Genomic DNA, 23,934 nt, shown 5'->3' on the forward strand with positions numbered 1-23,934 from the left:
ACGAACCCAACTTATACATGAAATACGACATCTTATGGGTATAACTACGGGGAATTTCAAAAACCTTGGCAACTCTTATGAAGAGGGGTCCAATGCTGCAGTGCTCTCTGCCATTGCCCGGAGTGCGGAAGAACTCACATCCGGTAAAGGCTGGCCGGAGGGAGTCAACGATCTTCTGGCTGCGCTTGGACGGGTAACAGGTGTGAGCCGGGTCTGGATTTTCCGGACCATTGAAGTCACCGACACTCATATTACCCAGAACTACACTTTTGAATGGGCTGCCGCCCCCCGCTTCAAACAACTGGGCATGCCCATGTTCAGTATGTTCACCAACAAGATCAACCGCCCTGAATACCGGGAAACCATCCAGAGCAGATTGCGCGGGGAATGGCAGAAAATGGTCGTCGACCAACTTGAACCGGGCTGGCTCAAAGACACTCTTGAAGTCCAGAAGATCAAATCAATGCTGACCATCCCGGTCATGGTTGAAGATCGCTGGTGGGGCACTTTAGGCTTTGACGATTGTGAACGAAACTACGACTGGTCGGATGTAGAAATCGCCCTGCTCAAGACCGCCGGATATCTTATTTCAAATGCGGTACTCCGTGACCGCCTCAGCGCCAAGCGCAGGCAATTCAGTATTCTCAAGCAATTAACTGACAGCAGTGTCTGGGAATTTGATTTCAAGACCGGACAGGTCTGGTGCTCACCGGAACTTCTGCATTCGGTCCCTGTGCCTACCGACAACATCCGATTTTCACTGCATAAAGCCCTGCACTTGATTCATCCGGACGACCGCCGCCCGCTTATTTCAGCAGCGAGGAGATATCTCAAAGGAGACCGCAAAAAGATATTCCGCTTTGATATGCGCCTGTTCACTGATTGCGGTGACCTGCGCTGGGTCGAACTGATAGGTAACATCCGTAGCGGCAAAAACGGCAATCCGGAACAGCTGGCCGGGATACTGATCGATATACGCAAGCGAAAACGCGAAGAAGAACGCTTACGCGAAGAAGCGATTACTGATCCGCTCACCGGAGTAGCCAACCGCCGTCTATTTGAACATCGCCTTCAGGAATCTATTGACCACTCCAGCAGTGAGGGTATTACCTCCTCGGTGCTCTTTTTTGATGTTGACCACTTTAAAGAGCTTAACGATCAGTACGGACATCAGGCCGGAGACCAAGGGCTGCGGCATCTGGCGAACATCTGCGAATCCCTGTTGAGACGCAAAGACCTGCTGGCCCGTCTGGGAGGAGATGAATTCGCCCTGCTTCTACCGGGGACGGACCAGAAAACAGCATCCGCAATCGGTGATAGACTCCTACGTGCAGTTGAATCCACGCCCTTTGAATATGACGGCAAAAAACACAGTATGACTATCAGTATAGGGCTAGCCAGCAACGACGGCCGCCTGACCACCCCGACCCGTTTGATCGAATGCGCCGATTCAGCGCTCTATGAAGCCAAACAAAAGGGACGTAACAGACTGGAAACCCTGACAGGCTGCCTGATACGTTGAGCGGAATTGACTTTTTAGAAAAGACTGGAGTAGTTATTCACAACAAAAAATAAAAGCTGGAGGAGATATGATCACCAGAATTGCCGCTGCACTGATCATTGCAGCACTTATGATTTCTTCCCTTGGCTGTGCGAAAATCGGCAAAGCCACAGGTCAAACCATCAAAGAAGTTAAGGAAATGCCCGGTGAGTTCAAGAAGGGCTACAAAGATGGCAGAACTTCTGAAGAAGACGCAATTTAATTTTAACCGACAATTCCGCAGACAGGGGCCTTGAGCCCCTTTTTGCATTAAACGAATTTTCCCCGGACAAAACATGTCGCAAATTGCTTTAATTACAGGTGCCAGCAAAGGCATCGGCGCAGCTATCGCCCTGCAACTGGCTGAAGACGGCTACGATATCTGGCTCAACTACCGCAGTGATGATGAAGGTGCGGAAAAAACCGCTGGCGCCATCCGCGAGGCCGGCCGGAAATGCACCATGCTTAAGTTTGATGTCACCGATGAAGATGCTGTTGAAAGCGCTCTTTCCCCGCTCTTGCAGGAAGAGGTTCCTTACATCGTGGTCAATAATGCCGGATTCGCGCGCGATTCAATCATGATGATGATGTCTTCCGACGACTGGAACAAAGTTCTGCAAGTACACCTGAGCGGATTTTTCAATGTAACCAAGCCGGTTGTTTCGCGCATGCTGCGTAAACGGACCGGACGAATCATCAATATCGCTTCCACTTCCGGCGAAACCGGAGTTGCCGGACAGACCAACTACTCCGCAGCCAAGGCCGGGCTCATCGGGGCAACCCGTTCTCTGGCGGTAGAAGTTGCCAAACGCAATATTCTGGTCAATGCGGTTACTCCCGGATTTATCGAGACCGACATGGTTGCCGAGCTGCCCGTAGACCAGATTAAAGAACAGATCCCGCTGAAAAGACTGGGAACACCGCAGGAAGTTGCCGGAGTTGTATCCTTTCTCTGTTCGGATAAGGCCTCCTACATTACCGGGCAGACCATTGCGGTTAACGGCGGCATTCATACCTAGTATTACAATCATCAAATTCATCAATATGGATTAGATGAATAAATAATAATATATTTATTTTTATCTTAAAATAAATATGGCTTTGTCCGTTATGGACTTAATTTAAGAACGCCAGACCAAGTATCCGGGAGCTTTTCTTTTGTACAAAGTGGCAATCACAGGAATAGGAGCCATATCCGTTCTGGGTGTAGACCTTGAAACCATCGCCGATGCCCTCAAAAAAGGGCGTTCCGGCATTGAGGTGGATGAGGAGCGGATCAAGCTCGGCTTTGAAAGCCCGCTGACAGGTGTTATCAAAGATTTTACACCCAATACATGGCTGGGCCGCAAACAGCGCAAAACCATGCCCGACTTCGCGGTGCAGGCCTACGCTGCCGCCAAGCAGGCCCTCGCCCTATCCGGCCTCACAGAAGAGGATCTGCACAATGATGAAAGCGGACTCATTTTCGGATGTGACTCCAGCTGTATTGCCGCCCTTGATCAGGTAGAGCTGCTTAAGGAGCGGGGTGAAACCTCACTCATCGGAAGCGGCGCGGTATTCCGTTCCATGACCTCCTGTGTGACCATGAACCTTAATACCCTTTTCAAAACCCGCGGAGCGGCATGGACTATCAGTTCTGCTTGTTCCAGCGGCGGGCATGCCGTTGGTCAGGCCTTAAACCTCATTGCAACCGGACAGCAGGAACGGATCATCTGCGGAGGGGCACAGGAACTGAACTGGCAGTCCATGTGCAGTTTCGACGGACTTGGAGCATTCTCCAATCGCACTGATAACCCGGCACAGGCCAGCCGTCCCTTTGATAAAAACCGGGACGGCCTAGTTCCCAGCGGCGGCGCAGCAGCCATCATGCTTGAACGCTACGATCTGGCAAAAAAACGCGGAGCCGAAATTCTCGGCGTAATCAGCGGATACGGTTTTTCATCAGACGGAGAACATATCTCAGTTCCCGGCAGGAACGGCCTTGCAAGAGCCGGAGCCAAGGCTCTCAAACAGGCCGGACTCACTCCTGCCGACATTGACTACATCTGCGCCCATGCCACTGCCACCCCGGCTGGAGACGGAGCTGAAGCCGCCAACATCCGCACACTTTTCGGGGATATTTCACCACGCATATCCTCAACCAAATCCATGACCGGACACGAGCTCTGGATGTCCGGAGCCAGTCAGATAGTCTATACAACGCTCATGAACCGCTACGGATTCACTGCGCCGAACATCAATTTCACCGAAGGCGACGACGAGACTTCCTGTCTGAACATCCTTACCGAAACCGAGAACCGTCCCCCGCAAAAAGCCCTGCTTAATTCCGCAGGATTCGGCGGCACCAACTCCTGCCTTGTGCTTGAATTCTAATGACTGCTTACAACCACATAGTTGTCGGGGCAGGTATTTCGGGCATGACTTCGGCCCTCCTGCTGGCTAGACAGGGATACAAAGTCGCACTGGTGGAATCCTTTCCCCTGCCCGGACCGACAGTACGCGGATTCAGCAGGCAGGGCGTGCATTTCGAAACCGGTATCCACCTGATAGGCGGAATGGGTGACGGAGACCCGCTCGACACATATTTCAGACATCTGGGCATCAACGATGAGCTGGTCAAAATCCCCTTCAATGAAGAAGGTTGCGACTGCTTCCGCTTTGAAAAAAAGAATACCCAGATCTGTCTGCCTTATGGATATGAACGGGTCCGCCGGACTCTGGAACAGGCATTCCCTTCTGAAAAAACTGCCATTGATACATATCTGGAACGGATCAGGACTATTTTCGACTCATCCGCCTTCCTGAATTTCGATCTGGATTTCAGTCTGGACTCTCTGGCACATGACGAAACAGAATCTTTGCTTGAGTACCTCGATTCCATCACTGACAATCAAGATCTCAAGGACCTGCTCTGCTGCCACTCCCTGCTATACGGCACTCCGCCGGAGCAGGCCATGCTCTCCACCCATGCCCTTGTAGCCGGATCATATTTCCGGTCATCACACACCATAGAGGGCGGCGGAAAAGCTCTTGTGGACGCGTACCAGAAACAACTCAAAAAGCATGGTGTAGATATTTTCTGCGGAGAGAAGGCTGTACGCATCAACCACGACGCAGACAAAAATTTCACAGGATTGCTGCTGGATGACGGGAACGAATTGCGTGGCGAAATCTGCATCTGGTCCGCTCATCCAGCGTCCATGCTAAACTGCGTTGAAGACGGTGTATTCCGCCCGGTATTCAGACGCAGGATCAGCGAATTGCTGGAGACCGTGTCCGCGCTGATTCTTTTCGGGATAGCCGAAACTCCGGTGGAAGCATTGCAAGGCCGGAACATCTACCTGTGGCCGGAATCTGATTACAGCGAAGTCCTTTCCGGCAGGACCGGTATGTCAGAAAACGCTATTTTCCTTTCCGCCGGACAAACCCTCGGGCGGGACGGCAAGCAGAGTGTAACAGCCATCATGCCCTGCAGTTTTGATAAGTTCGGCAAATGGCAGAAATCAAGTCTACGCAACAGACCGCAGGGCTACCTTGATTTCAAAGCCGAACTTATGGCGGAATTTGCGCAGCAGGTATTTACACGCTGCCCGGAATTAAACGGACAGGTCGAATTCATTGATGCAGCAACACCGCTGAGCTTACGCGATTACTGCCACTCTCCATACGGAAGCATGTACGGTGCAGCTCATACCGTTTCGCAGTACAATCCCCTGCCGGCCACCAAGATCAAGGGGCTGCTGCTGGCCGGACAATCCATCATCGCCCCCGGAGTCATGGGTGCGGTGGTTTCCGCCTATTTGACCTGCGGTTTCATATATGGACACGAAAAGATTCACGAGGAACTGAAATGCATATACAACGCGTAGTTATAACCGGAATGGGCGCAATTTCCCCACTGGGCAGCGGAGTGGAAGCTCTTTGGAACGGACTTGTGGAAGGTCGCTCCGGAATCAGCCATATGGAAGAACTCGAACACGTAAAAGGATTGCGTCCGCGCATTGCCGGACGGGTCCCGGAAGTTGACACCAAGGCTATTCCCCGCAAAGCCCGCCGGACCATGTCCAATCTTTCCATTTTCGCCGCGCTGGCTGCACTTGAAGCCATTGAACAGGCGGGACTGGGCACTGACACATTGACCGGAGGCCGGACCGGACTTTCGGTAGGCTCCACCACAGGGAGTTCGCAGGCCCTTGAACAATTTTTCAAGCTCTATCTGCCGGAAAATTCCCTTGAGGCAATCCGCAGTACTGAATTTTTCAAAATTATGAACCATAGTGCCGCTGCCAACATTGCCCAGTTTCTCGAAATCAGCGGACGGGTTATTGCGGCTTCAGCAGCCTGTTCCACAGGATGCCAGAACATCGGATTGGCTGCGGAAGCCATTGCCACCGGCAAGCAGGATGCTATGCTCTGCGGAGGCACAGATGAACTGCATCCCCTGACCGTAGGCACCTTCGATATTATAGAAGCAGCTTCCACTTCCGGTGCAGACGATCCCGCGAGCGCGTCACGTCCCTTTGACGCCGACCGCAACGGCATAGTCTGTTCCGAAGGAGCGGGAATGCTCCTGCTGGAAAGCTATGAACATGCCAAAGCACGCGGGGCTGAGATTCTGGCAGAAATCACTGGTTTTTCATCACTTTGTGACAGCAGCAACATGGCTTCCCCCAGTGCGGACGCTATCAACCTCTGCATGAAAGAAGCTTTGAAAGATGCCGGAATTACCGAATCTGAAATTGACTATGTGAACGCCCATGCCACCGGGACCTTGCAGGGGGATGCTTCAGAGGCACAAGCAGTGGCGAAACTGTTCGGCAACACTCCGCCGGTCAGCAGTTTAAAAGGACATCTTGGTCATACCATGGCTGCCAGCGGAGCCATTGAAACCATCGCAACAGTGCGCATGATGCAGGAAAGCACAATAATTCCTACAGCAAATCTCACGACTCCTGCTGAGGAATGTGCTGCAATAAACAACGCCTTGCATTTGCAGGAAAGACCAATTACATATGCGCTGAAAAATAATTTCGCCCTTGGCGGTATAAATACATCGCTGGTTTTGAGGAGATCTTAATGACAGATGAAGAAATCGTAAAAAGAATCAACTCCGCACTTGCTGAAGAATTCGAGCTGGAGCTTGATGAAATGGTCCCTGAAGCAGTCTTCAAGGATGACCTTGACCTCGACAGCCTTGATGCTGTGGATATGGTCATCGTTCTGGAGCAGGAATTCGGGATCAAGATCAAAAAAGACGAAGCCTTCAAGGCTATCCGTACTCTCGGTGACCTGCACAAGTTCATCCTGAGCAAAAAAGACGAAGCCGCTTAATACAAGCGGCTTTTTCCTATTCCCTTTTCTGTCCGATGCCCCAAATTTTCAAACTTATATGGATTAACGCCGGTATATACCTGAGCATCATCCTCTGGACCCTGACCGGGGTCATTATCTCCCCACTCTGCTACCTGTTCTTTACCCGTATTCTGAAATGGGAAAAACCGGAAACCCTGCGCAAAATGATCTGGTACTACGGGCGGACCAGCTCAATGCTGATGTCCCTGTTCGTTGATATCCAGTGGCCGGAGCAACACAAACTCCCCGAGCCATGTATCATCATTGCCAACCATGAATCTTTCTTTGATCCCTATCTGGTTTCCTTCCAGCCACAACGCAACATATGCATGGCTGTGCGCAACTGGCCGTTTAAAATACCATTTTACGGATTTTACATGAAACTTGCCGGCTACATAAACGTGGAAACGGATAATCTTGACGAGATTATTGAACAGGCGGGAAAAGCTATAGAGCAAAACAGCTCGCTCATGTTTTTCCCGGAAGGAACCCGCAGCAAGGACGGCAATCTGAACCGTTTCCATTCCGGACCCTTTCACCTTGCAGTGCAGACCGGGCTGCCCATTGTCCCCCTGTGCATTACCGGAACTTATAATATGCTTCCCCGCGGGCACATGCTAATCCGCCCCTCAAAGGTACGTGGCAGAATACTTTCCCCCATCTATCCGGAGCATTTTCTAAACACACAAAATCCGCATATTGAATTGCGCCGAGCGGTCAAAACAACTATGGTTGCTTGCATTCAGGAAATGAATCAGGAAGCGTAAAAAACGATTTTCTCAAATTTAACTTTCAAGATGAGGATGTTACAAATGAAAAATCTCCGTATTGTTGCTTTTGTACTTGTTGCCTGCGCACTTTTTCTCGGCGGTTGCAGAACCGCTCCTATCCAGAACATTGAATTGGCTCCGATCGCCTACACCAGCGAAAAGAACCACACCATGGATGAAGTTAAAAATGCCATTATCAGAGGTGGGTATGACCGTGGCTGGCAGATGAGCGATGTGGCTCCCGGACATCTTGTGGGAACCCTGAATGTTCGCTCCCACCAAGCTATTGTGGACATTACCTACACCCCGGAAAATTACAGCATTAATTATAAAGACAGCACTAACCTGAAGCACAAAGGCAACATGATCCATAGCAATTACAATGCATGGATTAAAAATCTTGCCAGCTCCATTAACCTCGAACTTAGTCGCCTGAACTAAACGGAATACCGGAAACATGAATTCAAACCGTTGCTGGGGCAGCCCTTTTACCAAGGCTGAAATTGAACAGACCCTTCAAAATAAACAACTGCTCACTGCTGAGCTTGAACTAAGCAGAGTCTGTGACCTGCGCTGCATCTACTGTTATGCCTCTTCCGGAGAAAAGCTAAATAATGAGCTGGACTTCGAAGAGATCACCGACGCAGTAGACCAGTGCCGGAACCTCGGCGCGCGCAAGATAATTATCCTTGGCGGGGGAGAGCCCATGCTCTACCCCCGCATTATGGATGTGATCCAGTATATCCACGGACTCGGTCTGGAAATTGAGCTTTTCAGCAACGGAACCCGGATAACCCCTGAAATCGCATCCGAACTGTACTCCATGGGAGTACAGCCGGTAATTAAATTCAACAGCCTTGATCCGGAAATTCAGGACCAGCTGGCCGGCAAGAAAGATGCTCACAAAGCCATCCGCCGAGGACTCAACAACCTCCTTGAAGCCGGATACAGTAACGGGGATATCCCCATCGGCGCCCAGACTATCATCTGCCGCCAGAACTATACTGAAATACCGGAAATGTGGCGCTGGCTGCGCACCCAAAAAATCATTCCCTATTTTGAGACCATTACCGATCAGGGAAGAGCCAAGGATCACATAGAACTGGCTCTGAATCCGGAGCAAATCGGTGAATTATTCAATGAACTTTCACGCATTGACCGCGAAGAATTCGGCATAGAATGGGAACCGAAACCACCGGTAGCAGCATTTTCCTGCAAACGGCATTTTTATTCCTGCACCATTACCACCACCGGGGAAGTTATTCCCTGCCCGGGTGTGGATATTTCCGCAGGCAACCTGCGGTTTGACTCACTTGAAAATATCATTTCGCAGAGCGACGTATTCTATAATCTGCGCAATATCCGCCAGACTATCACCGGACCATGCAAGACATGTGATTTAAGTGCAGAGTGTTACGGCTGCCGTGGCATGGCCCATCATCTGAACGGTGACTATCTCTCATCTGATCCGCTCTGCTGGCGCAATTAATTCCGGAGTTTTTTTAATGAATCTTCCCATGCAGGCTGAAAAACTGCTGCCCCATCGCGGAAAGATGCTGCTCTTGGACAGTGTACTTACTGTCGAAGAAGGAGCTGGAACCGCACTGGCCGACCTTTCCACACAGTCCATTTCCAAAGGAAAGGACGGCAATTTGCTGGCACCGTTTTATATAGAACTGGTAGCCCAGACATATGCCGCTGTGTGCGGTTACAGGTTTAAATCCCTTGGGCATCCAGTACCAGAAGGATATCTTGTCGGGGTGCAGAAGTTTCAGGTTAACCCCCAAGGCACTGCAAAATTTACAAGTGATGAACTGTTAATCAGCGTTCAGACTGTAGGTGATTTTGACGGCTTCGCAGTGGTAGAAGGGACGATCAGCCGCGAAGGCAAGACTTTGGCCGAAGGAAGAATAAAACTCTTTGTGCCGCAGGATGAAGCCATGGCAGAGCTATTTGCTCAGGAAAAATCCGGTGCGAGTGCGACCTCATGGCAATTGTAAAAAAAGCACTTCTGCTCGCTTTTCTGCTGCTGATCATTTCAGCGCACAATGCTTTCGCAGACAGGCAGTCTGATTTTCTAAATGACCTGCAAGCACGTTCGCAATCCATTAAATCCATTAGCAGCGATTTTACCCAGCAAAGCTATATCACGCTTTTCGCAGATGTCATGGAAGCCAAGGGTAAGTTCTGTTTTGCCCGTCCGGATAACCTGCGCTGGGAGTACACAGAACCATTTGTATCCGGCTTCCTGCTCAAGGGACAAAAAGGATTGAAATGGGACGGGGCAAGCAAAGAATCATCTCAATTCGATACCGAGACATCTCCGGAAATGGCGATCATTTCGGAACAGATTCTGGCATGGACAACCATGGATATTCCGTGGCTGCAATCCCTTTATTCCATCAAAGTTACAAATTATTCTCCGGCAGTGATGGAACTGACCCCGAAATCAAGCAAAACAAAACATTTTTTAAATCTGATACGCATTTTTTTTGCCCCCGACGAGACTCACCTTAAGTCCATTGAACTGCATGAACCGGGCGGGGATTACACAAAGATTATTTTTAGCAACGTGCTATTAAATCAAAAACTGGATCAGGATATCTTCCTGAAAGAGTAAAAATGTTCTTCAGCAAGTTGAATACTTCCACAGCAGAAAACAGAAGATATCAAATAAAAAGCATACTATTTCTTATTCTTTTCGTCCTGTTCTGCGCCATCCCGCTGCTATCGGTTTCTTTTTCGGAAGACATTTCAGCTATGCTCCCAAGTGGAGAAAATGGAAATATCAAGCGCGATTTTGCGTTGCTTCAAAAAGCTCCCTTAGCCGGAAAAATACTCATTTCCATCTCCAGCAAATCTTTAAGTGAAGAGAAGATCGGTGCTGTTGCCCAAAGCATGGCAGGCAGAATGAATTCTCCGCTGCTTGAGGATTGCAATTCACTGGAAACAACCCCACAGCAGATAATGGGCTACCTGCTCAAGCAAGCACCAAATCTGACCACACAAAATGATCTGGATACATTGCAGAAACTCACTGACAAAGCTGCAATAAACAAGAGCTTAAGCGACGCAAAAAAACTGCTTCTGTCACCGGCAGGTATCGGTATGCGAGGTATTATCGCCGCTGACCCGCTCAATTTACGCAGCATCTATCTACCCAAAATTGCATCCATGCAGAACCTTCCTCGCACCAAGAGGATCGAAAATAGATATTTTGTCGCCGGAGAAAGTGCACTGCTGCTAATTGCGAAAACCAATGTTTCCATGACTGATTCTAAAAACGGTATCCTGCTGTTGGACCGTTTTAAGGAGATTAAAAAAGCAGCATTGGCGGAAAACAATCTCAAAGAAACTGACATTTATATCGAAATGCTGAGCGGACATTGCTACACAACTGCCAATGCCTCGGTCATCAAAAAAGATATCCTGACTGTTTCAATTATCTCCCTTGGCGCGTTGATCCTGCTGTTTTTCTTCGGATTCCGCAGCAAAGGAGCCCTTAGCGTATTCATTGCTCCGGGAGTTGCCATCATGGCCGGACTGGGCTGCTGCGCATTTATCTGTAATGATATGTCCGCAATAGTCATCGGATTCGGTGCTGTACTCATGGGGATTTCCATAGACTTTGCTGTCCACACCTATTTCTCTTTGGCTGAGCATCCCGATGATAAAACCGCAGCCATGCGCAAAATCAGCAAGCCGGTTCTTTTCGGTGCTGCGACTTCGTGCGCTTCCTTTGCTGCCCTTTATATCTCAGGTATTCCGGGCATCAAGCAGCTTTCCATATTCTCTGTTGCCGGAATAATTGCGGCCTGCGCTTACGCCCTGCTCTTTGTCCCCCGGTTCTGCAATTCATTTCCTGAAGCAGGAAAGAACAAGCCCCTTTTCCAAATTAAAGGAAAGACAAAACTCATACTTTGGAGCACAGGACTCATATTTGCGATTTCAATTGCAGGTGCATTGAGCAACAACTTTGACACGGAGCTGAAAAATCTGGGCTATATTCCAAAAGAACTTTCCCGCACGGAAAAACATTTTCAGGACAATTGGAGCCAGATGCACGCCCAATCCATGCTTTTTGCCGCAGGAAAAGATATGGAAACTGCGTTGCAGACAAATGAAAAAGCATGGTCCGACATCAAGAAAAACCTGGGCAGCATTAAAGCGGTCAGCATTGCCGATACCCTCCCTTCCCCTGAAACTATTACCGAAAATGAAAACCGCTGGACTTCATTTTGGGACGGAAGAAAAGAGAATACAGAACAAAACGTTTTGGAAAGCAGTATGAAACTGGGATTTGCATCCGGCGCATTTGCCCCGGCAATGGAACGACTCACGGCGCCAGCTCCTGCCCTTGATGCAGAAATTTACAGTACCGGACCGCTTAGTTTCATCTATGATTTACTTGTCCCCCCAAGCAATGACGGACATGAAAAACTGGTCATGACTCTGCTCCCGGACAACGGGCAAGTTAATAAATACTATTCAACACAAAAAGAAAAGGAACTAGGCGTACGCCTTGTTTCGCAGTCCCGCTTTAAAGCAAACCTTGAACAGGAAATGAAGCAGGACATTATCAAATTCATCAGCTGTTCTGGCATTATGGTGGCACTGCTCATTTTCGGATTATTCCGAAATCTCCGCCGGGCGATTCTGGCCCTTTTCCCGGCAATTTTCGGGGTAACTGTAACCTTTGGACTGCTTGGTGTTTTGCAGATCCCACTTAATATTTTCCACATCGTAGCCTTACCGCTTGTCATCGGACTTGGAGCCGATTACGGAATCTTCATGGTTTTTCAGGAAATTAAAACACCCTCAGCGTGGACTATTAAAGCTGTAAAAATCTCGGGACTGACCACCTTGGCGGGCTTCGGGGTTCTTGTGTTTGCCAAACATCCCTCGCTCAATTCATTAGGGGCCACGGTTTCCATCGGGATCACGGCGGCACTCTGCTGCGCGATTTTTATACTTCCGCAACTGTTGCGCCTGAACGAGGAGAAGCATGCGTAAATTCAAATTACTGCTACCTTTACTGCTCTTCATAATGCTAGGCGGCTGTTCCTCGCGTAGCGCAGTTACTACTAAGCCAACCGCAGTTTCACCATCCTATATGCTGCAGCATTCAGGAGTGCTTACCATTGCGGATAAACGGTTGCCCTTGCGCGGCATGCTGCAACTCAAGCCTGAACAGCGAAACGCACGGGTGGTCATGTTAAACGACATGGGCATGAAACTGCTGGTGGCAGAAATCACAGCTGACGATGCCGGAGGTTTTGAATCAAAGAAAATCTTCAGCTCCCCTTTCCTGCGCATGATTCCGCATTTTTATGATGAATCAATGCAATGCATTTATGAAATGTTTCTCGCCCCGGAGCAGTCAGCTGTCCAAGGGATAAATATCATTACTAAAGGCAAAAAAATAATCGGCAAACGTGAATTTGCAGCCCATACCATATTCAACGATCCGCAGGGCAGATACACCCTTGAGCTTTTCCTTAATTCCGGATCGACAAAGGATTTTTAAACATCATGGAACTGAACGAACATATTTCAAACAGCTGCAGCGATCTTGAAAAAACGGAATCCGGCTACAAACGTTCTTATATTTTCAAGGAATCATTTCCGGGATTTGATGGTCATTTCCCCGGCAACCCCATCCTGCCCGGAGTAATCCAGACCCTGCTAGGACAGAACTCTTCAGTGGAAGCCCTTGAACTTGAATACCCTGCGGAAAAGTTAGCCCTGCAATCGGTGACCCGCTGCAAGTTCCTGCGCCCTGTCAAACCAATGGAAAAGCTGATTCTCAACTTTTCTCTCAAGGCCAAGGGACTGAACCATATCGCCATATGTTCACTTACGGTGGAAGGGGAAACCGCAGCAACCTACCAGCTCATATTCGGACCGGAGGCAATATAATGCGTCGCAAATCATATTTTCCGAAAATCGAAGGCGCACCAGAACCGTTGCGCCATATAGTTGAACGCAAAGTCCGTTTTGAAGAAGTGGACCCCATGAATATTGTCTGGCACGGGCGCTACCCCAGTTATTTTGAAGACGGACGCACTGCACTCGGTGATTTGTACGGTGTTGGGTATATGGATTTTTACCGCTACAAAGTGGCCGCGCCGATCAAAAAAATGCAGGTGGATTACATCAAACCGCTCCGTTTCGGGGAAACATTCAGCATTGAAACCCTGCTGCATTGGACCGAAGCTGCACGCATGAATTACGAATTCATCATCCGCGATGCTGCAGGGGAGAAAGCCACTACCGGTTGTACTGTCCAGCTCTTCGTCCAAGACAATGAACTGATGATGTTCCAACCGGACTTCTTTGCCGAACTCTGCGAAAAATGGAAGAACGGAATCCTCACTCCCATAGACAGGAATTTCTAGACGCACCATGTCCATTGTTTTTCTCGTTTCAAGCAATACCAACGTAGAGCCGTACCCGATTTATCCTATCGGCATGTCGGTTATTGCCGGAGCCTTGCATGCTGCCGGACATAAGGTCATTCAATATGACATGCTTGCGACGGGCAACTCCCTTGATCACCTGCGAGGTGCGCTTGCTGAGGCAGGACCGGATTACGCCGGGATATCAATCCGCAATGTGGATAACGTGGATTCCTTCACCTCTCACACCAACAAATTCATCCACAAAGCAAAGCTCATTGTGGATGTGTTGAAAGAGGCCGGAATTCCGGTCATTGCCGGAGGCGCAGGATTCTCTCTGCTGCCGGAGGAAATCCTCAATTTCACAGGAGCGGACTACGGTGTTGTCGGCGAGGGTGAGCGCAAAATGGTCGAACTGATTGCACGGCTGGAGCAGGGCAAAGAAACAAAACAGATTTACGGCAAGGAAAAAGGGATTCCCGGCCACGAAATCCCGGTTCCGCGCTGGGAACCGCAGCTGCTGCGCTATTACCTCAAGGAAAGCGGAGTTATGAATGTGCAGACCAAACGAGGCTGCGAACACTGCTGCGCCTACTGCACCTATCCTCACCTAGAAGGACATCGAATGCGGGTCCGTCCGGTAAACGATATTGCAGACGAGCTTGAAATGCTCTGCAGTTGCGGTGCGGATAATATTTTCTTCACTGACTCCGTACTCAATGACCGCGGAGGGTATTACCTGCAAGTGGCCGAAGAGATTATACGCCGGAAAATAAAAATCAGCTGGTGCGGATTTTTCCAGCCCGGTCCCATTGAACACGATGAACTGGCCCTGCTCAAACGTTCCGGCCTGCAAGCCATGGAAGTAGGCACAGATGCTGCCAGCGACACAACCCTTAAAGGGTTGCGGAAAAGTTTCACTTTCGACGAGGTCATGGAATTTAATGATAAATGTGTGCAGCAACGTATTCCATGTGCACATTTTGTAATATTCGGCGGACCAGACGAAACCATGGATACGGTTCGTGAAGGGATTGAGAACCTTAACTCTTTGCGTAACTGCGTGGTTTTCCCCTTTTCAGGCATAAGGCTGCATGAAGGAACACCGCTCTTTACAAGAGCCGTTAAAGAAGGTTTAATCCGCCCCAACCAATCGCTGCTTGAACCTTTTTATTACTTCTCCCCCCGGCTCGATAAAGATGAGATGAATGCGGCCCTGACCGAAGGATTCAAGAAACGCAGGGATCGACTATTCCCGCCTGACGAAGGCCAGCAACGCATTAACATTATGAAAAAATTTGGATTCCGGGGGATTCTCTGGGACCAGTTGATAAGATTTGATGACCAGCCCGGAAATAAAACATCTACTAAGTCAGCCGCAGATTCCGCTTATGCAGGTTAAGCCGCTAATCGTTATTCCCGTATACAACCACGGTGCAACCTTGCGCGATGTGGCCAGACGAGCCATGAACTACGGCGAAGTGCTCATTGTTGATGACGGCAGCACAGATGGCGGTTCCGATAAAATCCGAGACCTTGACCTTACCGTGATCAGCCACAATGAAAACCTCGGCAAAGGTCAGGCCATTCTTACCGCCGCGAATAAGGCACGTGAGATGGGCAAGACCCACATCATAACCATTGATGCCGATGGACAGCATTTCCCTGAAGATCTCCCGATCTTTCTGGAAGCAATTACGCAAAGCCCGGAAGCAATTTTCGTAGGCAGCAGGAATTTCGAAGGTCAAAACGTACCCGGAGCCTCCAAGTTCGGACGCAGCTTTTCCAATTTCTGGCTACGGGTTCAGACCGGAACAAAACTCAGCGACGTCCAGAGCGGATTCCGAGCCTACCCGCTGGAAATTTTCTCCGTAATAAAAACGTCCGAACCCCGCTATGCCTTTGAAGTGGAGATTCTGGTTAAATCCGCATGGGCCGGATACGAGCTGAAGGATCTGCCCATTGAAGTGCACTACCCTTCAGCTGACGAACGGGTTTCGCATTTTGACGCAATCAAGGATAATGTTCGCATTTCACTTTTGAATACAAAGCTGACCATGCGTTCCTTTATGCCCGTGCCTCACCGGCAGTACGACAAGGATGTAGACGGGAAAATAACACCTATACACCCCCTGCGTTCGCTGCGCATCCTGCTCTCCAAGGATGAAACACCGCTTAATCTGGCAATTGCCGGGGCCATGGGCATGCTGCTTGGAACCTTGCCGCTCATAGCCATGCATTCCATTGCCATCCTTCTTCTTTGCGGTTTTTTCAGGCTGAGCAAAATCACCGGGCTTGCTGTAAGCCAGCTCTGCATTCCGCCGCTGGTCCCGGCTCTGTGTATCGAGGTCGGGCACTATATGCGCTACAACCAGTTCCTGACCGAAATATCCTTGCAGACACTGGGCTATGAAGCGCTGGACCGCTTCTACGAATGGGTCTTGGGTTCACTGGTATTAGGGCCGTCATTTGCAGCAATTATAGGGATTACGATCTATATTATGGCGTTTACCATTAAACGGTTTTTAGATATGAAACCGCAGTAGTTCGGGGCGGTCCTTATGAATCGCGACAAAAAGTGGTCCAGCAGAAGTCTGGCCCCCGCATTTTTCCATCATATTTTTTACGGACTGATCCGGATTCTGGGCAGGCCGGGAGCATACTGCCTGCTGTTTTTCGTGGTCGGTTTTTACACCCTGCTGCCCGGAGTACGCAAAAGACCTGCTGAATATATCCGCCGCAGGTTCAACCCGCAAAACAGGTTGAGCAAAATACGCCATACTTACCTGCTCTACTGGAATTTCGGAAAAATGCTTGTAGACCGGGCAGTGCTGCGCATTCTGGGTGATTTTCAAGGCCACGGTTCCGACAAGGATAAAAAACAGCTGCAGGAACTTTACGCCGAGCAGAAACGGCTGATCCTGCTCACCGGGCATGTGGGCTGCTGGCAGATGGGCTTTTCATACCTTGGCTTTCTGGACGCGCCAAAGGCTGTGGTCATGCTCATGGAACATGGGAATGTGGACAAGCACTCCTTCAAATGGAAGGTTTCCGGCGGGAACGGCCACGGAATGGAAAAAAAAGTCCAAGAAATCACGGTCATCAACCCGGCTGCCCCTATGGGCGGCACTCTGGAAATGCTTTCTGCACTGCGTGATAATTCCGTACTCTGTATCAACGGAGACCGGACCATGGGCGAAAGCAGACATAATGTACAGGTTGATTTTCTGAGCGGGAAAATTGAACTGCCGATAACCCCGTTCAAAATTGCAGCGACAACGGATACGCCTATAGCTATAGTTTTTTCCAGCCGCAGCAAAGCCGGGGAAGGAATCTTCCGGGTAGCAAAAGTTATTCACGTACCCGCTGAAACAGGCAAAGGGACGGTGCGCGGAGCTGAGGCATTTATTCCCTATGCACAGCAATTTTCCATTGAACTGGAAAGATATTGTCAGGAAAATCCATACCAGTTCTACAATTTTTATAACCTGTGGAACTGACAACACTTGATAACGAGGCAAAATTGCATACTAAACTGAAAGAACTGCTTATTGAAGAACTGAACCTTGTCGACGTAACCGTAGACGAGATTGAAGATGACGCTCCCCTGTTCGGCGAGGGGCTGGGACTTGATTCACTGGACGCTGTTGAAATCGTGGTTCTGGTTCAGAAAAATTTCAATGTGGAAATCAAGAACATGGAAGAAGGCAAGACTGCCTTCCAGTCCGTGAACAGTCTTGTTGCTTTCATCAAGGAAAGACAGGCTTAGTCCATGGACCGTCCCGTCAGCATCTGTGCCTGCGGCTGCATCTGTGCCGCCGGAAAGGACACTCGTACATGCTTTGAAACCATGCTGAACGGAGATGTCCAGCCGACTTTTGAGCCCGGTTTTTCCTATGACCAGCCCATGCATTCCCCTGTGTTTGCGGTACCGCAGGAATGGCTGAAAAAACAAAACGTTACTCCTGCGTTGACCGAAACCATGCGCCTGCTCTTCTCTGCTGTGGATGAAGCTCTGGACCAAGCCGCTCTGAACAAAGAAAAACTGTCCGGTCTGAAAGTAGGATCATGCATCGGTTCATCCACCGGAGCTTCGCTCAACTTCAAGTCATTCTACCAGCAATGGCGAGAAGGCGGCGAACCGGATATTGAAGCCATTAAAAACTATATCCATTGCAACCCTGCTGCGGCTCTGGCGGAAAACTACGCTTTGAACGGTCCGGTCCAAACAGTGACCAATGCCTGCTCTTCCGGCACCGATGCCATCGGTATTGCTGCATCATGGATCAGACAGGGATTGTGTGATCTGGTTATTGCCGGGGGTGCAGACGCGCTAAGCGGAATTTCCTATACCGGATTCTCCCGGCTGATGATCACCAGTACGGAAAAATGCCGTCCTTTTGACAAGGACAGACAGGGCTTGAACCTCGGTGAAGGAGCGGCAGTTCTCATTCTTGCAAGCGAAGAGGCAAAACAAGAGCTGGGCCTCGATTCCATAGCCGAAGTAATGGGCTACGGAACCTGCTGTGACGCCCACCACCTGACCGCGCCGCACCCGGAAGGGACCGGATTGAAACAGGCTGTTAACGATGCCCTTGAACGCAGCGGAATAACTGCCAATGATATAGGCTTCATCAATGTGCACGGTACCGGAACCGAGAACAATGACCGCGTTGAAGTTCAGGTCATCAAAGAAATTTTCCCCGGTATCCCATTTACCGGAACCAAAGGATTTACCGGGCACACTTTGGGTGCAGCAGGAGCCATAGAAGCGGTGATGTCTGTCATGTCCCTGCAGAATGGATTGCTTATGCCCACCAGTGGATTCCGTGAAGCCGCTGCGCAGTCGCAGGTAATCCCGGTTACCAAGCGCATGGAAATCACAGCCGAATACGCTCTCAGTGATTCACTGGCCTTCGGCGGCAACAACTCCGCCCTTGTTTTCAAAAAGGGGGCAGCATGATCCGCCTTGCCTTACATGGAATCGGGACAGCATTACCTGAAGGTGCTGACACAGTAGATACTTCCGATCTCAATTCATATTTTGCACCGCGCCGTTTGCGCAGGGTGGACCACTTTACCCGCATGACAATGCTTGCCGGATGCCGCGCCTTGCACGATGCAGCCGGAACAGTGCAGGAAGACCTGAAAACCCCGCTACCTCTGCCCGAAGATATGGGGATAGTCATCAGCACCGGATACGGTCCTTCACAGACTATTTTTGAATTTCTTGATTCCATCATCGACCACGGTGCGGGCTGTGCTTCACCGCTGGCTTTCTCCCATTCAGTACACAATATCCCTGCGGCGACAATGTCTCTTTTCCTGAACAATCCCAAGCCCTACACCACCATCTGCCAGTTACACGGCCCATTGCTGGCTGCATTGCAGACTGCCGGATGCTGGCTGAATGAAGGAAGGGCGAAAAAGATACTTCTTGGTGTGGTGGATGAAAAAACAGCCCTGCTGAAAACCAACACCCGCCGTTTACTGGAAAGAAAAGGAGTTACAGGAGATCTGATTCCGCTCGGCGAAGGAGCCTGTTTCTTCCTGCTCGGTCCAGCTGCCGAAATTGAAAATGCTCAATACGGTGCATTGGAATTTGAAACCCTGTCCGCTCAAGAATTGCAGCAGGCAAAATTGCCCGAACATAACTTTTGCGCTGCACGCTCACTGAGCAGACTGACAGAACTGGGCATCACCGCATCTGCCGCGCAGCAAACAGACATGGTCTGTGCTGCCGGGCCGGCTCTTGTTGCCGCAGCAAAACATTCAAGTGACAGCCGCTGTATTGAACAAGCCGGAAAGAATTTCGGTCTTATTTCTATAAAAGCGATGGGTTGATCATGTCTACCAAGCTGCAGCTTACTGCTCATGACATCAGGGAGATAGTTTCTTCAACCCTGCTGGCGGAAATGGATTACAGCCAGAAACTGATCCATTGTCAGGAACACTCCCTTGCCGGGAATTTCATTCCCGATTCAAAGAATCTTCAGGAACCGGAAAAAATTCTTGAACGAATCGGAGCCCAATTCACCGTCGATCCAAAACAGCTGGCAAAACAAAACATCGCTCAACTAGCTGAATCAATCTTCGAACAGACTGACGGCAGACCGCAACAACTGACCTTTTTCACCTCCGGGAGCACCGGAACCCCTGTGCCTGCCAGTTCCAGCTTCTCTGACCTTGAGCAGGAAATTCATTCACTTGCTGAAATATTTGCAGACCGCAAACGGGTGGTCAGCTTTGTTCCCCGTCACCATATTTACGGATTTCTTTTCTCCATCCTGCTGCCCAAAGCTCTGGATATTCCATTTGAATACAGGGCCGCGCTGCCCGGTGCCGAGCAGATTAAAACCATGCTCCCCGGCGACCTGATCATTGCTTTCCCTCTGCTCTGGAAAAAACTTGAAAAGCTGAACTGCCGATTCCCCGAAAATGTGTACGGGGTAACCTCTACCGGACCATGCCCCGCAGAGACCATAAACAGCCTGCAAGCACAAGGACTGGCCCGCATGACTGAGGTCTACGGATCATCCGAGACCGGAGGGGTAGGATTCCGACACGATCCGGCCGACATGTACACTTTGCTGTTGCACTGGAAACAGAACGGAAACTCCACCATTGAAAGAACATCGGCTGACGGAAATAAGCAGCAACATACCCTGCAAGACAATCTTGAATGGCAAGGCACTAAATTTAAGCCCCTGAAAAGGTCCGACAAAGCCGTACAAGTCGGGGGGATCAATGTTTACCCTACACGGGTGGAAACTCTTTTCAAGAGCAATCCGCACGTCCGCGAATGCGCAGTAAGGTTGATGCGACCGGAAGAAGGGGAAAGATTAAAAGCCTTTATCGTCCCCGCAGATGAGATTGAACACGCAACGCTTGAAAAAGAATTACGGACACTTGCGACAAGCGAACTCACCCGTCATGAAAAGCCCGGAAAATACGATTTCGGCCCAACTCTCCCGCTTTCAGAAATGGGGAAACTCAGCGACTGGTAATCAACACACAACTAAGCAATTACCCACATTTGTCACTGCTCCTTCTAGTAATCTCTTGGAAAAAGGATTAAGTTTTTAACAAACATAATCTGGAGCGCAAAGATGAATACGATCAATAAAACCATACTTCTTTTTTTCCTGCTTACTCTCTTCACTGCATCTTTTGCCCATGCCGAAGACGTAGCCAAAGGCGTCAACTGCCCTCCCGGCTGGAGTGACAATCAGGTTGCCCGCGGAGACAACCGGGTCAAGCAGTGCATCTCGCCATCACTTGATTCCAGCATAGAGCTTTACGTAACCCCCGGCGGGAAAATCCCCATCGACAAGCTGCTGGATAATTGGATCAAGGCCTTGAAGCAGCAGGGCTTTCCTCTGGATAGACTGGTTTCAACCAAGAATGGACATGTCTCCGGCGCACCGGCCATTTTCCGTGAATATGAAGGGAAAGCCGATGACACCGCTTATGAATCACTGCTGGCTGCCAGCCGTCATAACGGTGTAAATTACATCTTTCAGGGCCGCTATCCCGATACGGACCGCGAAGCCGAACAGCTTGTCAGGCACTCTTTGAATACATGGAATTTTTCCGAAGACAGTACCAAGGAAGACACACCTTACGACTCCCCGAAAAATGCCGGAACCAGCGGCAGTTTCAAAAATATCGGAGGTTGCTGGGCATGGGGACTGTGGAAAGCACCTTCAGGCGCTTCAGTAGTTATCCTCCCGGACGGTCGGGCCATATTTGACGGCCAAACCTTAAGACACTGGCGTCCCACTGCAGAGGAAGACACAATCATCATGGAAATTCCCGGCAAATGGGGAGGCGGAAGCGCCATGTGGACCCATCCCGAAGGACGCCATGATGTAATCATTCAGGAAGAATTCCCTGAAGCCAGACAGATCCTCATCCGCGATTCATGGGAATACAGCTACAAGGGTAAGGCATTCAAAGCCTGCCACCATTAATAGTATCAGACGACATAGAATGCACCGAATGCAAGACGCAAAAAAAGGCTTTTCACCCTATGTGAAAAGCCTTTATGCGTGGCCTTGATCCCAGTAACCAAGGCACTAGCCAGTCAGGAAATATTTAAACCTTTTTCATACGCCGCAAGCGGGCCCGCCCTTCTGCAATCATGGACTCAAGTCCGTAGCGTTTGACCCGGTAGCCCATCTGACGAGCAGAAAGCCCCAATGTTTGCGCCGCCTTGTACTGAATCCAACCGCTACGCTCCAAGGCAGCGACAACTTCATTGCGTTCCACTTCCTTGAGCGAAGTACAATGAGGTAATTCATCATTAGGCACAGGAGCGCTCGCCCCGGCAGAACTACTGGATGGCCCGCGCTGTCCCGGTGCAAGGTATGATTTCAAAAATTCAAGGGTAATATATTCGGAGTCGGACATGATAACCAGCCGCTCCAGCAGGTTCTGCATCTCACGCACATTGCCCGGCCAATCGTATAGCATAAGAGAATCAAGGGCCGCAGGAGTGAAGAACATCTTACGCCCGTAATCATCGGCCATTTTCTGGATAAAGTAGTTAAGCAGGCCGGTAATATCCTCTTTGCGATCCCGCAAGGGAGGTACGGTGATGGGGAAGATATTCAAACGGTAATAGAGATCAAGACGGAATTCATTACGCTCCACCAGCACCCCGAGGTCACGGTTTGTGGCTGCCAGAATTCGCACATCAATATTACGGGTCTTGTTTGAACCGATCCGCTCCAGCTCTTTTTCCTGCAATACCCGCAAAAGCTTGGCCTGCAGGCTCATGGGAAATTCCCCAATCTCATCAAGGAAAATTGTCCCGCCGTCTGCTTCTTCAAAACGCCCCGGGCGGGTGGAGACCGCTCCGGTAAAAGATCCTTTTTCATGACCGAACAGCTCGGATTCAAGCAGGTTTTCCGGGATTGAAGCGCAGTTAACCTTGATAAAGGGGTGGCTGCTACGGTCGGAAAGCTCATGGATAATCTTGGCCATGAGAGTTTTACCCACACCTGATTCACCCAGCAGCAAGACTGTAGCCTTGGTCGGGGCCACTTTTTCCAACTGCCGCTGGACCTCAACCATGGCTGAACTCTGACCGACAATGTAAAGCCCTTTGGACTTTTTTGAAATCTGATACTTCAGCGAAGTGTTTTCACGCTTGAGGGCTGCTTCACGCTCAAGAATTTTTTCATTGAGACTGATAAACTGGCCGATGAGGGTTGCCACAATTTTCAGGAAATCAATGTCTTCTTCAGCAGCCACATGATCGCCGAATATACGGTCCACATTAAGCACACCGATTGGTTCGCTGTGCAGGATGATCGGCACCCCGATAAATCCGATTTTGGCCCTTTCAATCTTTCTGGCCCCGGTTTTATCAAGAAAAAGAGGTTCCTTGCTGATATCCGGCACATAGTACGGCTGCCCGGTCTGGAAAATACGCCCGGTGACCCCCTCATCAAGACGGTAAACCCCGCGCTGCTTCTCTTCTATGGATAAACCGTAGGAAGCATTAATTGAAAGCTGCTTGGTTTCCGGGTCATAGAGGGTCACTGTCGCCCGCTTCATGCTCAGGTTCTCCGAAAGAATACTGAGCACACCGTCAAGGGCGGACTCCAGATCAAGCGCCTGCTCGATGGCCTGACAAATGGCCAACAGCGCGGAAAGCTTCAGTCCATGCAGTGAAGGATACATATTTGCACCTAAGCAAAGTAAGTGCCAGCACAGCACACAAGACTAATTTTATATATTTCAGTATGTTAAGAAAAGTACATTTTTGAACTTATTTACATTTATGTAAATTACCATCAGACAATGAACATTAATGGAAAAGTTGCCACCCATTCTTCAGCCATGTTATATATTCAATATAGGAAAC

25 protein-coding genes are annotated in these 23,934 nt (G+C 49.7%); 24 read left to right on the forward strand and 1 reads right to left on the reverse strand.

Translation table 11 applies throughout. The features are described 5' to 3' along the window. Positions 1–34: 34 nt before the first annotated feature. The 24 genes from ACKU40_RS13025 (at position 35) to ACKU40_RS13140 (ending at position 22,033) form a co-directional block, all read left to right on the forward strand. Positions 35–1,522, forward strand: a complete 1,488-nt coding sequence (locus ACKU40_RS13025) for a diguanylate cyclase (protein ID WP_320173226.1) — start codon at positions 35–37, stop codon at positions 1,520–1,522. A 67-nt stretch (positions 1,523–1,589) separates the two neighbouring features. Beyond that, complete coding sequence (locus tag ACKU40_RS13030) at positions 1,590–1,763, forward strand: hypothetical protein (protein ID WP_320173227.1); 174 nt, start codon at positions 1,590–1,592, stop codon at positions 1,761–1,763. A gap of 73 nt (positions 1,764–1,836) precedes the next feature. Continuing rightward, on the forward strand, positions 1,837–2,559 hold the full coding sequence (gene fabG, locus ACKU40_RS13035; RefSeq protein ID WP_320173228.1) for a 3-oxoacyl-ACP reductase FabG: 723 nt from the start codon (positions 1,837–1,839) through the stop codon (positions 2,557–2,559). Between the two features lie 139 nt (positions 2,560–2,698). Further along, complete coding sequence (locus tag ACKU40_RS13040; RefSeq protein ID WP_320173229.1) at positions 2,699–3,913, forward strand: beta-ketoacyl-[acyl-carrier-protein] synthase family protein; 1,215 nt, start codon at positions 2,699–2,701, stop codon at positions 3,911–3,913. Beyond that, complete coding sequence (locus ACKU40_RS13045) at positions 3,913–5,409, forward strand: NAD(P)/FAD-dependent oxidoreductase (protein WP_320173230.1); 1,497 nt, start codon at positions 3,913–3,915, stop codon at positions 5,407–5,409. The genes ACKU40_RS13040 and ACKU40_RS13045 overlap by 1 nt, the downstream gene beginning before the upstream one ends. After that, complete coding sequence (locus ACKU40_RS13050) at positions 5,391–6,617, forward strand: beta-ketoacyl-[acyl-carrier-protein] synthase family protein (RefSeq protein ID WP_320173231.1); 1,227 nt, start codon at positions 5,391–5,393, stop codon at positions 6,615–6,617. Before ACKU40_RS13045 ends, ACKU40_RS13050 begins: the two co-directional genes overlap by 19 nt. After that, entirely contained in the window at positions 6,617–6,871 is a 255-nt protein-coding gene (locus ACKU40_RS13055) for an acyl carrier protein (protein ID WP_320173232.1), read from the forward strand. The genes ACKU40_RS13050 and ACKU40_RS13055 overlap by 1 nt, the downstream gene beginning before the upstream one ends. 35 nt (positions 6,872–6,906) lie before the next feature. Then, a complete protein-coding gene (locus ACKU40_RS13060) occupies positions 6,907–7,659 on the forward strand; it encodes a lysophospholipid acyltransferase family protein (RefSeq protein ID WP_320173233.1) in 753 nt (250 codons plus the stop codon). A 45-nt stretch (positions 7,660–7,704) separates the two neighbouring features. Continuing rightward, on the forward strand, positions 7,705–8,103 hold the full coding sequence (locus ACKU40_RS13065; RefSeq protein ID WP_320173234.1) for a hypothetical protein: 399 nt from the start codon (positions 7,705–7,707) through the stop codon (positions 8,101–8,103). A 16-nt stretch (positions 8,104–8,119) separates the two neighbouring features. Beyond that, the gene (locus ACKU40_RS13070) at positions 8,120–9,151 is read left to right on the forward strand and encodes a radical SAM/SPASM domain-containing protein (RefSeq protein ID WP_320173235.1); all 1,032 of its coding nucleotides are present in this window, start codon (positions 8,120–8,122) and stop codon (positions 9,149–9,151) included. A 16-nt stretch (positions 9,152–9,167) separates the two neighbouring features. Further along, positions 9,168–9,662, forward strand: a complete 495-nt coding sequence (locus tag ACKU40_RS13075; protein WP_320173236.1) for a 3-hydroxylacyl-ACP dehydratase — start codon at positions 9,168–9,170, stop codon at positions 9,660–9,662. Further along, positions 9,650–10,282 (forward strand): outer membrane lipoprotein carrier protein LolA, encoded by a 633-nt coding sequence (locus ACKU40_RS13080; protein ID WP_320173237.1) that lies wholly within the window; start codon positions 9,650–9,652, stop codon positions 10,280–10,282. The genes ACKU40_RS13075 and ACKU40_RS13080 overlap by 13 nt, the downstream gene beginning before the upstream one ends. A 2-nt stretch (positions 10,283–10,284) precedes the next feature. Continuing rightward, positions 10,285–12,675, forward strand: a complete 2,391-nt coding sequence (locus tag ACKU40_RS13085) for an MMPL family transporter (protein ID WP_320173238.1) — start codon at positions 10,285–10,287, stop codon at positions 12,673–12,675. Next, positions 12,668–13,189, forward strand: coding sequence for a hypothetical protein (locus ACKU40_RS13090; RefSeq protein WP_320173239.1), 522 nt, complete (start codon positions 12,668–12,670; stop codon positions 13,187–13,189). Before ACKU40_RS13085 ends, ACKU40_RS13090 begins: the two co-directional genes overlap by 8 nt. A gap of 5 nt (positions 13,190–13,194) precedes the next feature. Next, positions 13,195–13,581 carry a 3-hydroxyacyl-ACP dehydratase gene (locus tag ACKU40_RS13095; RefSeq protein WP_320173240.1) on the forward strand — a complete coding sequence of 129 codons (387 nt, stop codon included), beginning with the start codon at positions 13,195–13,197 and terminating at the stop codon, positions 13,579–13,581. Continuing rightward, on the forward strand, positions 13,581–14,060 hold the full coding sequence (locus tag ACKU40_RS13100) for an acyl-CoA thioesterase (protein ID WP_320173241.1): 480 nt from the start codon (positions 13,581–13,583) through the stop codon (positions 14,058–14,060). Before ACKU40_RS13095 ends, ACKU40_RS13100 begins: the two co-directional genes overlap by 1 nt. A 7-nt stretch (positions 14,061–14,067) precedes the next feature. Then, positions 14,068–15,462, forward strand: a complete 1,395-nt coding sequence (locus ACKU40_RS13105) for a lipid biosynthesis B12-binding/radical SAM protein (protein WP_320173242.1) — start codon at positions 14,068–14,070, stop codon at positions 15,460–15,462. After that, positions 15,452–16,606: a DUF2062 domain-containing protein gene (locus ACKU40_RS13110; protein WP_320173243.1), complete on the forward strand. Its 1,155-nt coding sequence runs from the start codon at positions 15,452–15,454 to the stop codon at positions 16,604–16,606. Before ACKU40_RS13105 ends, ACKU40_RS13110 begins: the two co-directional genes overlap by 11 nt. Positions 16,607–16,621: 15 nt before the next feature. Further along, positions 16,622–17,560 carry an acyltransferase gene (locus tag ACKU40_RS13115; RefSeq protein ID WP_320173244.1) on the forward strand — a complete coding sequence of 313 codons (939 nt, stop codon included), beginning with the start codon at positions 16,622–16,624 and terminating at the stop codon, positions 17,558–17,560. A 23-nt stretch (positions 17,561–17,583) separates the two neighbouring features. Further along, complete coding sequence (locus tag ACKU40_RS13120; RefSeq protein WP_320173245.1) at positions 17,584–17,829, forward strand: phosphopantetheine-binding protein; 246 nt, start codon at positions 17,584–17,586, stop codon at positions 17,827–17,829. Between the two features lie 3 nt (positions 17,830–17,832). Then, entirely contained in the window at positions 17,833–19,023 is a 1,191-nt protein-coding gene (locus ACKU40_RS13125; protein WP_320173246.1) for a beta-ketoacyl-[acyl-carrier-protein] synthase family protein, read from the forward strand. Next, positions 19,020–19,904, forward strand: a complete 885-nt coding sequence (locus ACKU40_RS13130; protein WP_320173247.1) for a beta-ketoacyl synthase chain length factor — start codon at positions 19,020–19,022, stop codon at positions 19,902–19,904. Before ACKU40_RS13125 ends, ACKU40_RS13130 begins: the two co-directional genes overlap by 4 nt. Before the next feature lie 2 nt (positions 19,905–19,906). Next, positions 19,907–21,067: an AMP-binding enzyme gene (locus ACKU40_RS13135; RefSeq protein WP_320173248.1), complete on the forward strand. Its 1,161-nt coding sequence runs from the start codon at positions 19,907–19,909 to the stop codon at positions 21,065–21,067. 102 nt (positions 21,068–21,169) lie between these two features. Then, positions 21,170–22,033, forward strand: coding sequence for a hypothetical protein (locus ACKU40_RS13140; protein WP_320173249.1), 864 nt, complete (start codon positions 21,170–21,172; stop codon positions 22,031–22,033). Positions 22,034–22,157: 124 nt separating this feature from the next. Here the strand turns inward: ACKU40_RS13140 and nifA are convergent, their stop codons facing one another. Beyond that, positions 22,158–23,750, reverse strand: a complete 1,593-nt coding sequence (gene nifA, locus ACKU40_RS13145; protein WP_320173250.1) for a nif-specific transcriptional activator NifA — start codon at positions 23,748–23,750, stop codon at positions 22,158–22,160. Positions 23,751–23,934 lie beyond the last annotated feature (184 nt).

The sequence above is a fragment of the Maridesulfovibrio sp. genome (assembly GCF_963666665.1).
Classification (GTDB): Bacteria; Desulfobacterota; Desulfovibrionia; order Desulfovibrionales; family Desulfovibrionaceae; genus Maridesulfovibrio.

Coding starts and splice junctions, on each gene's coding strand:
- ACKU40_RS13110 (WP_320173243.1), top strand. CDS start 15,452: ATGCAGGTTAAGCCGCTAATCGTTATTCCCGTATACAACCACGGTGCA.
- ACKU40_RS13140 (WP_320173249.1), top strand. CDS start 21,170: ATGAATACGATCAATAAAACCATACTTCTTTTTTTCCTGCTTACTCTC.
- ACKU40_RS13090 (WP_320173239.1), top strand. CDS start 12,668: ATGCGTAAATTCAAATTACTGCTACCTTTACTGCTCTTCATAATGCTA.
- fabG (WP_320173228.1), top strand. CDS start 1,837: ATGTCGCAAATTGCTTTAATTACAGGTGCCAGCAAAGGCATCGGCGCA.
- ACKU40_RS13100 (WP_320173241.1), top strand. CDS start 13,581: ATGCGTCGCAAATCATATTTTCCGAAAATCGAAGGCGCACCAGAACCG.
- ACKU40_RS13065 (WP_320173234.1), top strand. CDS start 7,705: ATGAAAAATCTCCGTATTGTTGCTTTTGTACTTGTTGCCTGCGCACTT.
- ACKU40_RS13130 (WP_320173247.1), top strand. CDS start 19,020: ATGATCCGCCTTGCCTTACATGGAATCGGGACAGCATTACCTGAAGGT.
- ACKU40_RS13060 (WP_320173233.1), top strand. CDS start 6,907: ATGCCCCAAATTTTCAAACTTATATGGATTAACGCCGGTATATACCTG.
- ACKU40_RS13115 (WP_320173244.1), top strand. CDS start 16,622: ATGAATCGCGACAAAAAGTGGTCCAGCAGAAGTCTGGCCCCCGCATTT.
- ACKU40_RS13095 (WP_320173240.1), top strand. CDS start 13,195: ATGGAACTGAACGAACATATTTCAAACAGCTGCAGCGATCTTGAAAAA.
- ACKU40_RS13050 (WP_320173231.1), top strand. CDS start 5,391: ATGCATATACAACGCGTAGTTATAACCGGAATGGGCGCAATTTCCCCA.
- ACKU40_RS13075 (WP_320173236.1), top strand. CDS start 9,168: ATGAATCTTCCCATGCAGGCTGAAAAACTGCTGCCCCATCGCGGAAAG.
- ACKU40_RS13030 (WP_320173227.1), top strand. CDS start 1,590: ATGATCACCAGAATTGCCGCTGCACTGATCATTGCAGCACTTATGATT.
- ACKU40_RS13045 (WP_320173230.1), top strand. CDS start 3,913: ATGACTGCTTACAACCACATAGTTGTCGGGGCAGGTATTTCGGGCATG.
- ACKU40_RS13135 (WP_320173248.1), top strand. CDS start 19,907: ATGTCTACCAAGCTGCAGCTTACTGCTCATGACATCAGGGAGATAGTT.
- ACKU40_RS13085 (WP_320173238.1), top strand. CDS start 10,285: ATGTTCTTCAGCAAGTTGAATACTTCCACAGCAGAAAACAGAAGATAT.
- ACKU40_RS13055 (WP_320173232.1), top strand. CDS start 6,617: ATGACAGATGAAGAAATCGTAAAAAGAATCAACTCCGCACTTGCTGAA.
- nifA (WP_320173250.1), bottom strand. CDS start 23,750: ATGTATCCTTCACTGCATGGACTGAAGCTTTCCGCGCTGTTGGCCATT.
- ACKU40_RS13070 (WP_320173235.1), top strand. CDS start 8,120: ATGAATTCAAACCGTTGCTGGGGCAGCCCTTTTACCAAGGCTGAAATT.
- ACKU40_RS13080 (WP_320173237.1), top strand. CDS start 9,650: ATGGCAATTGTAAAAAAAGCACTTCTGCTCGCTTTTCTGCTGCTGATC.
- ACKU40_RS13105 (WP_320173242.1), top strand. CDS start 14,068: ATGTCCATTGTTTTTCTCGTTTCAAGCAATACCAACGTAGAGCCGTAC.
- ACKU40_RS13025 (WP_320173226.1), top strand. CDS start 35: ATGGGTATAACTACGGGGAATTTCAAAAACCTTGGCAACTCTTATGAA.
- ACKU40_RS13125 (WP_320173246.1), top strand. CDS start 17,833: ATGGACCGTCCCGTCAGCATCTGTGCCTGCGGCTGCATCTGTGCCGCC.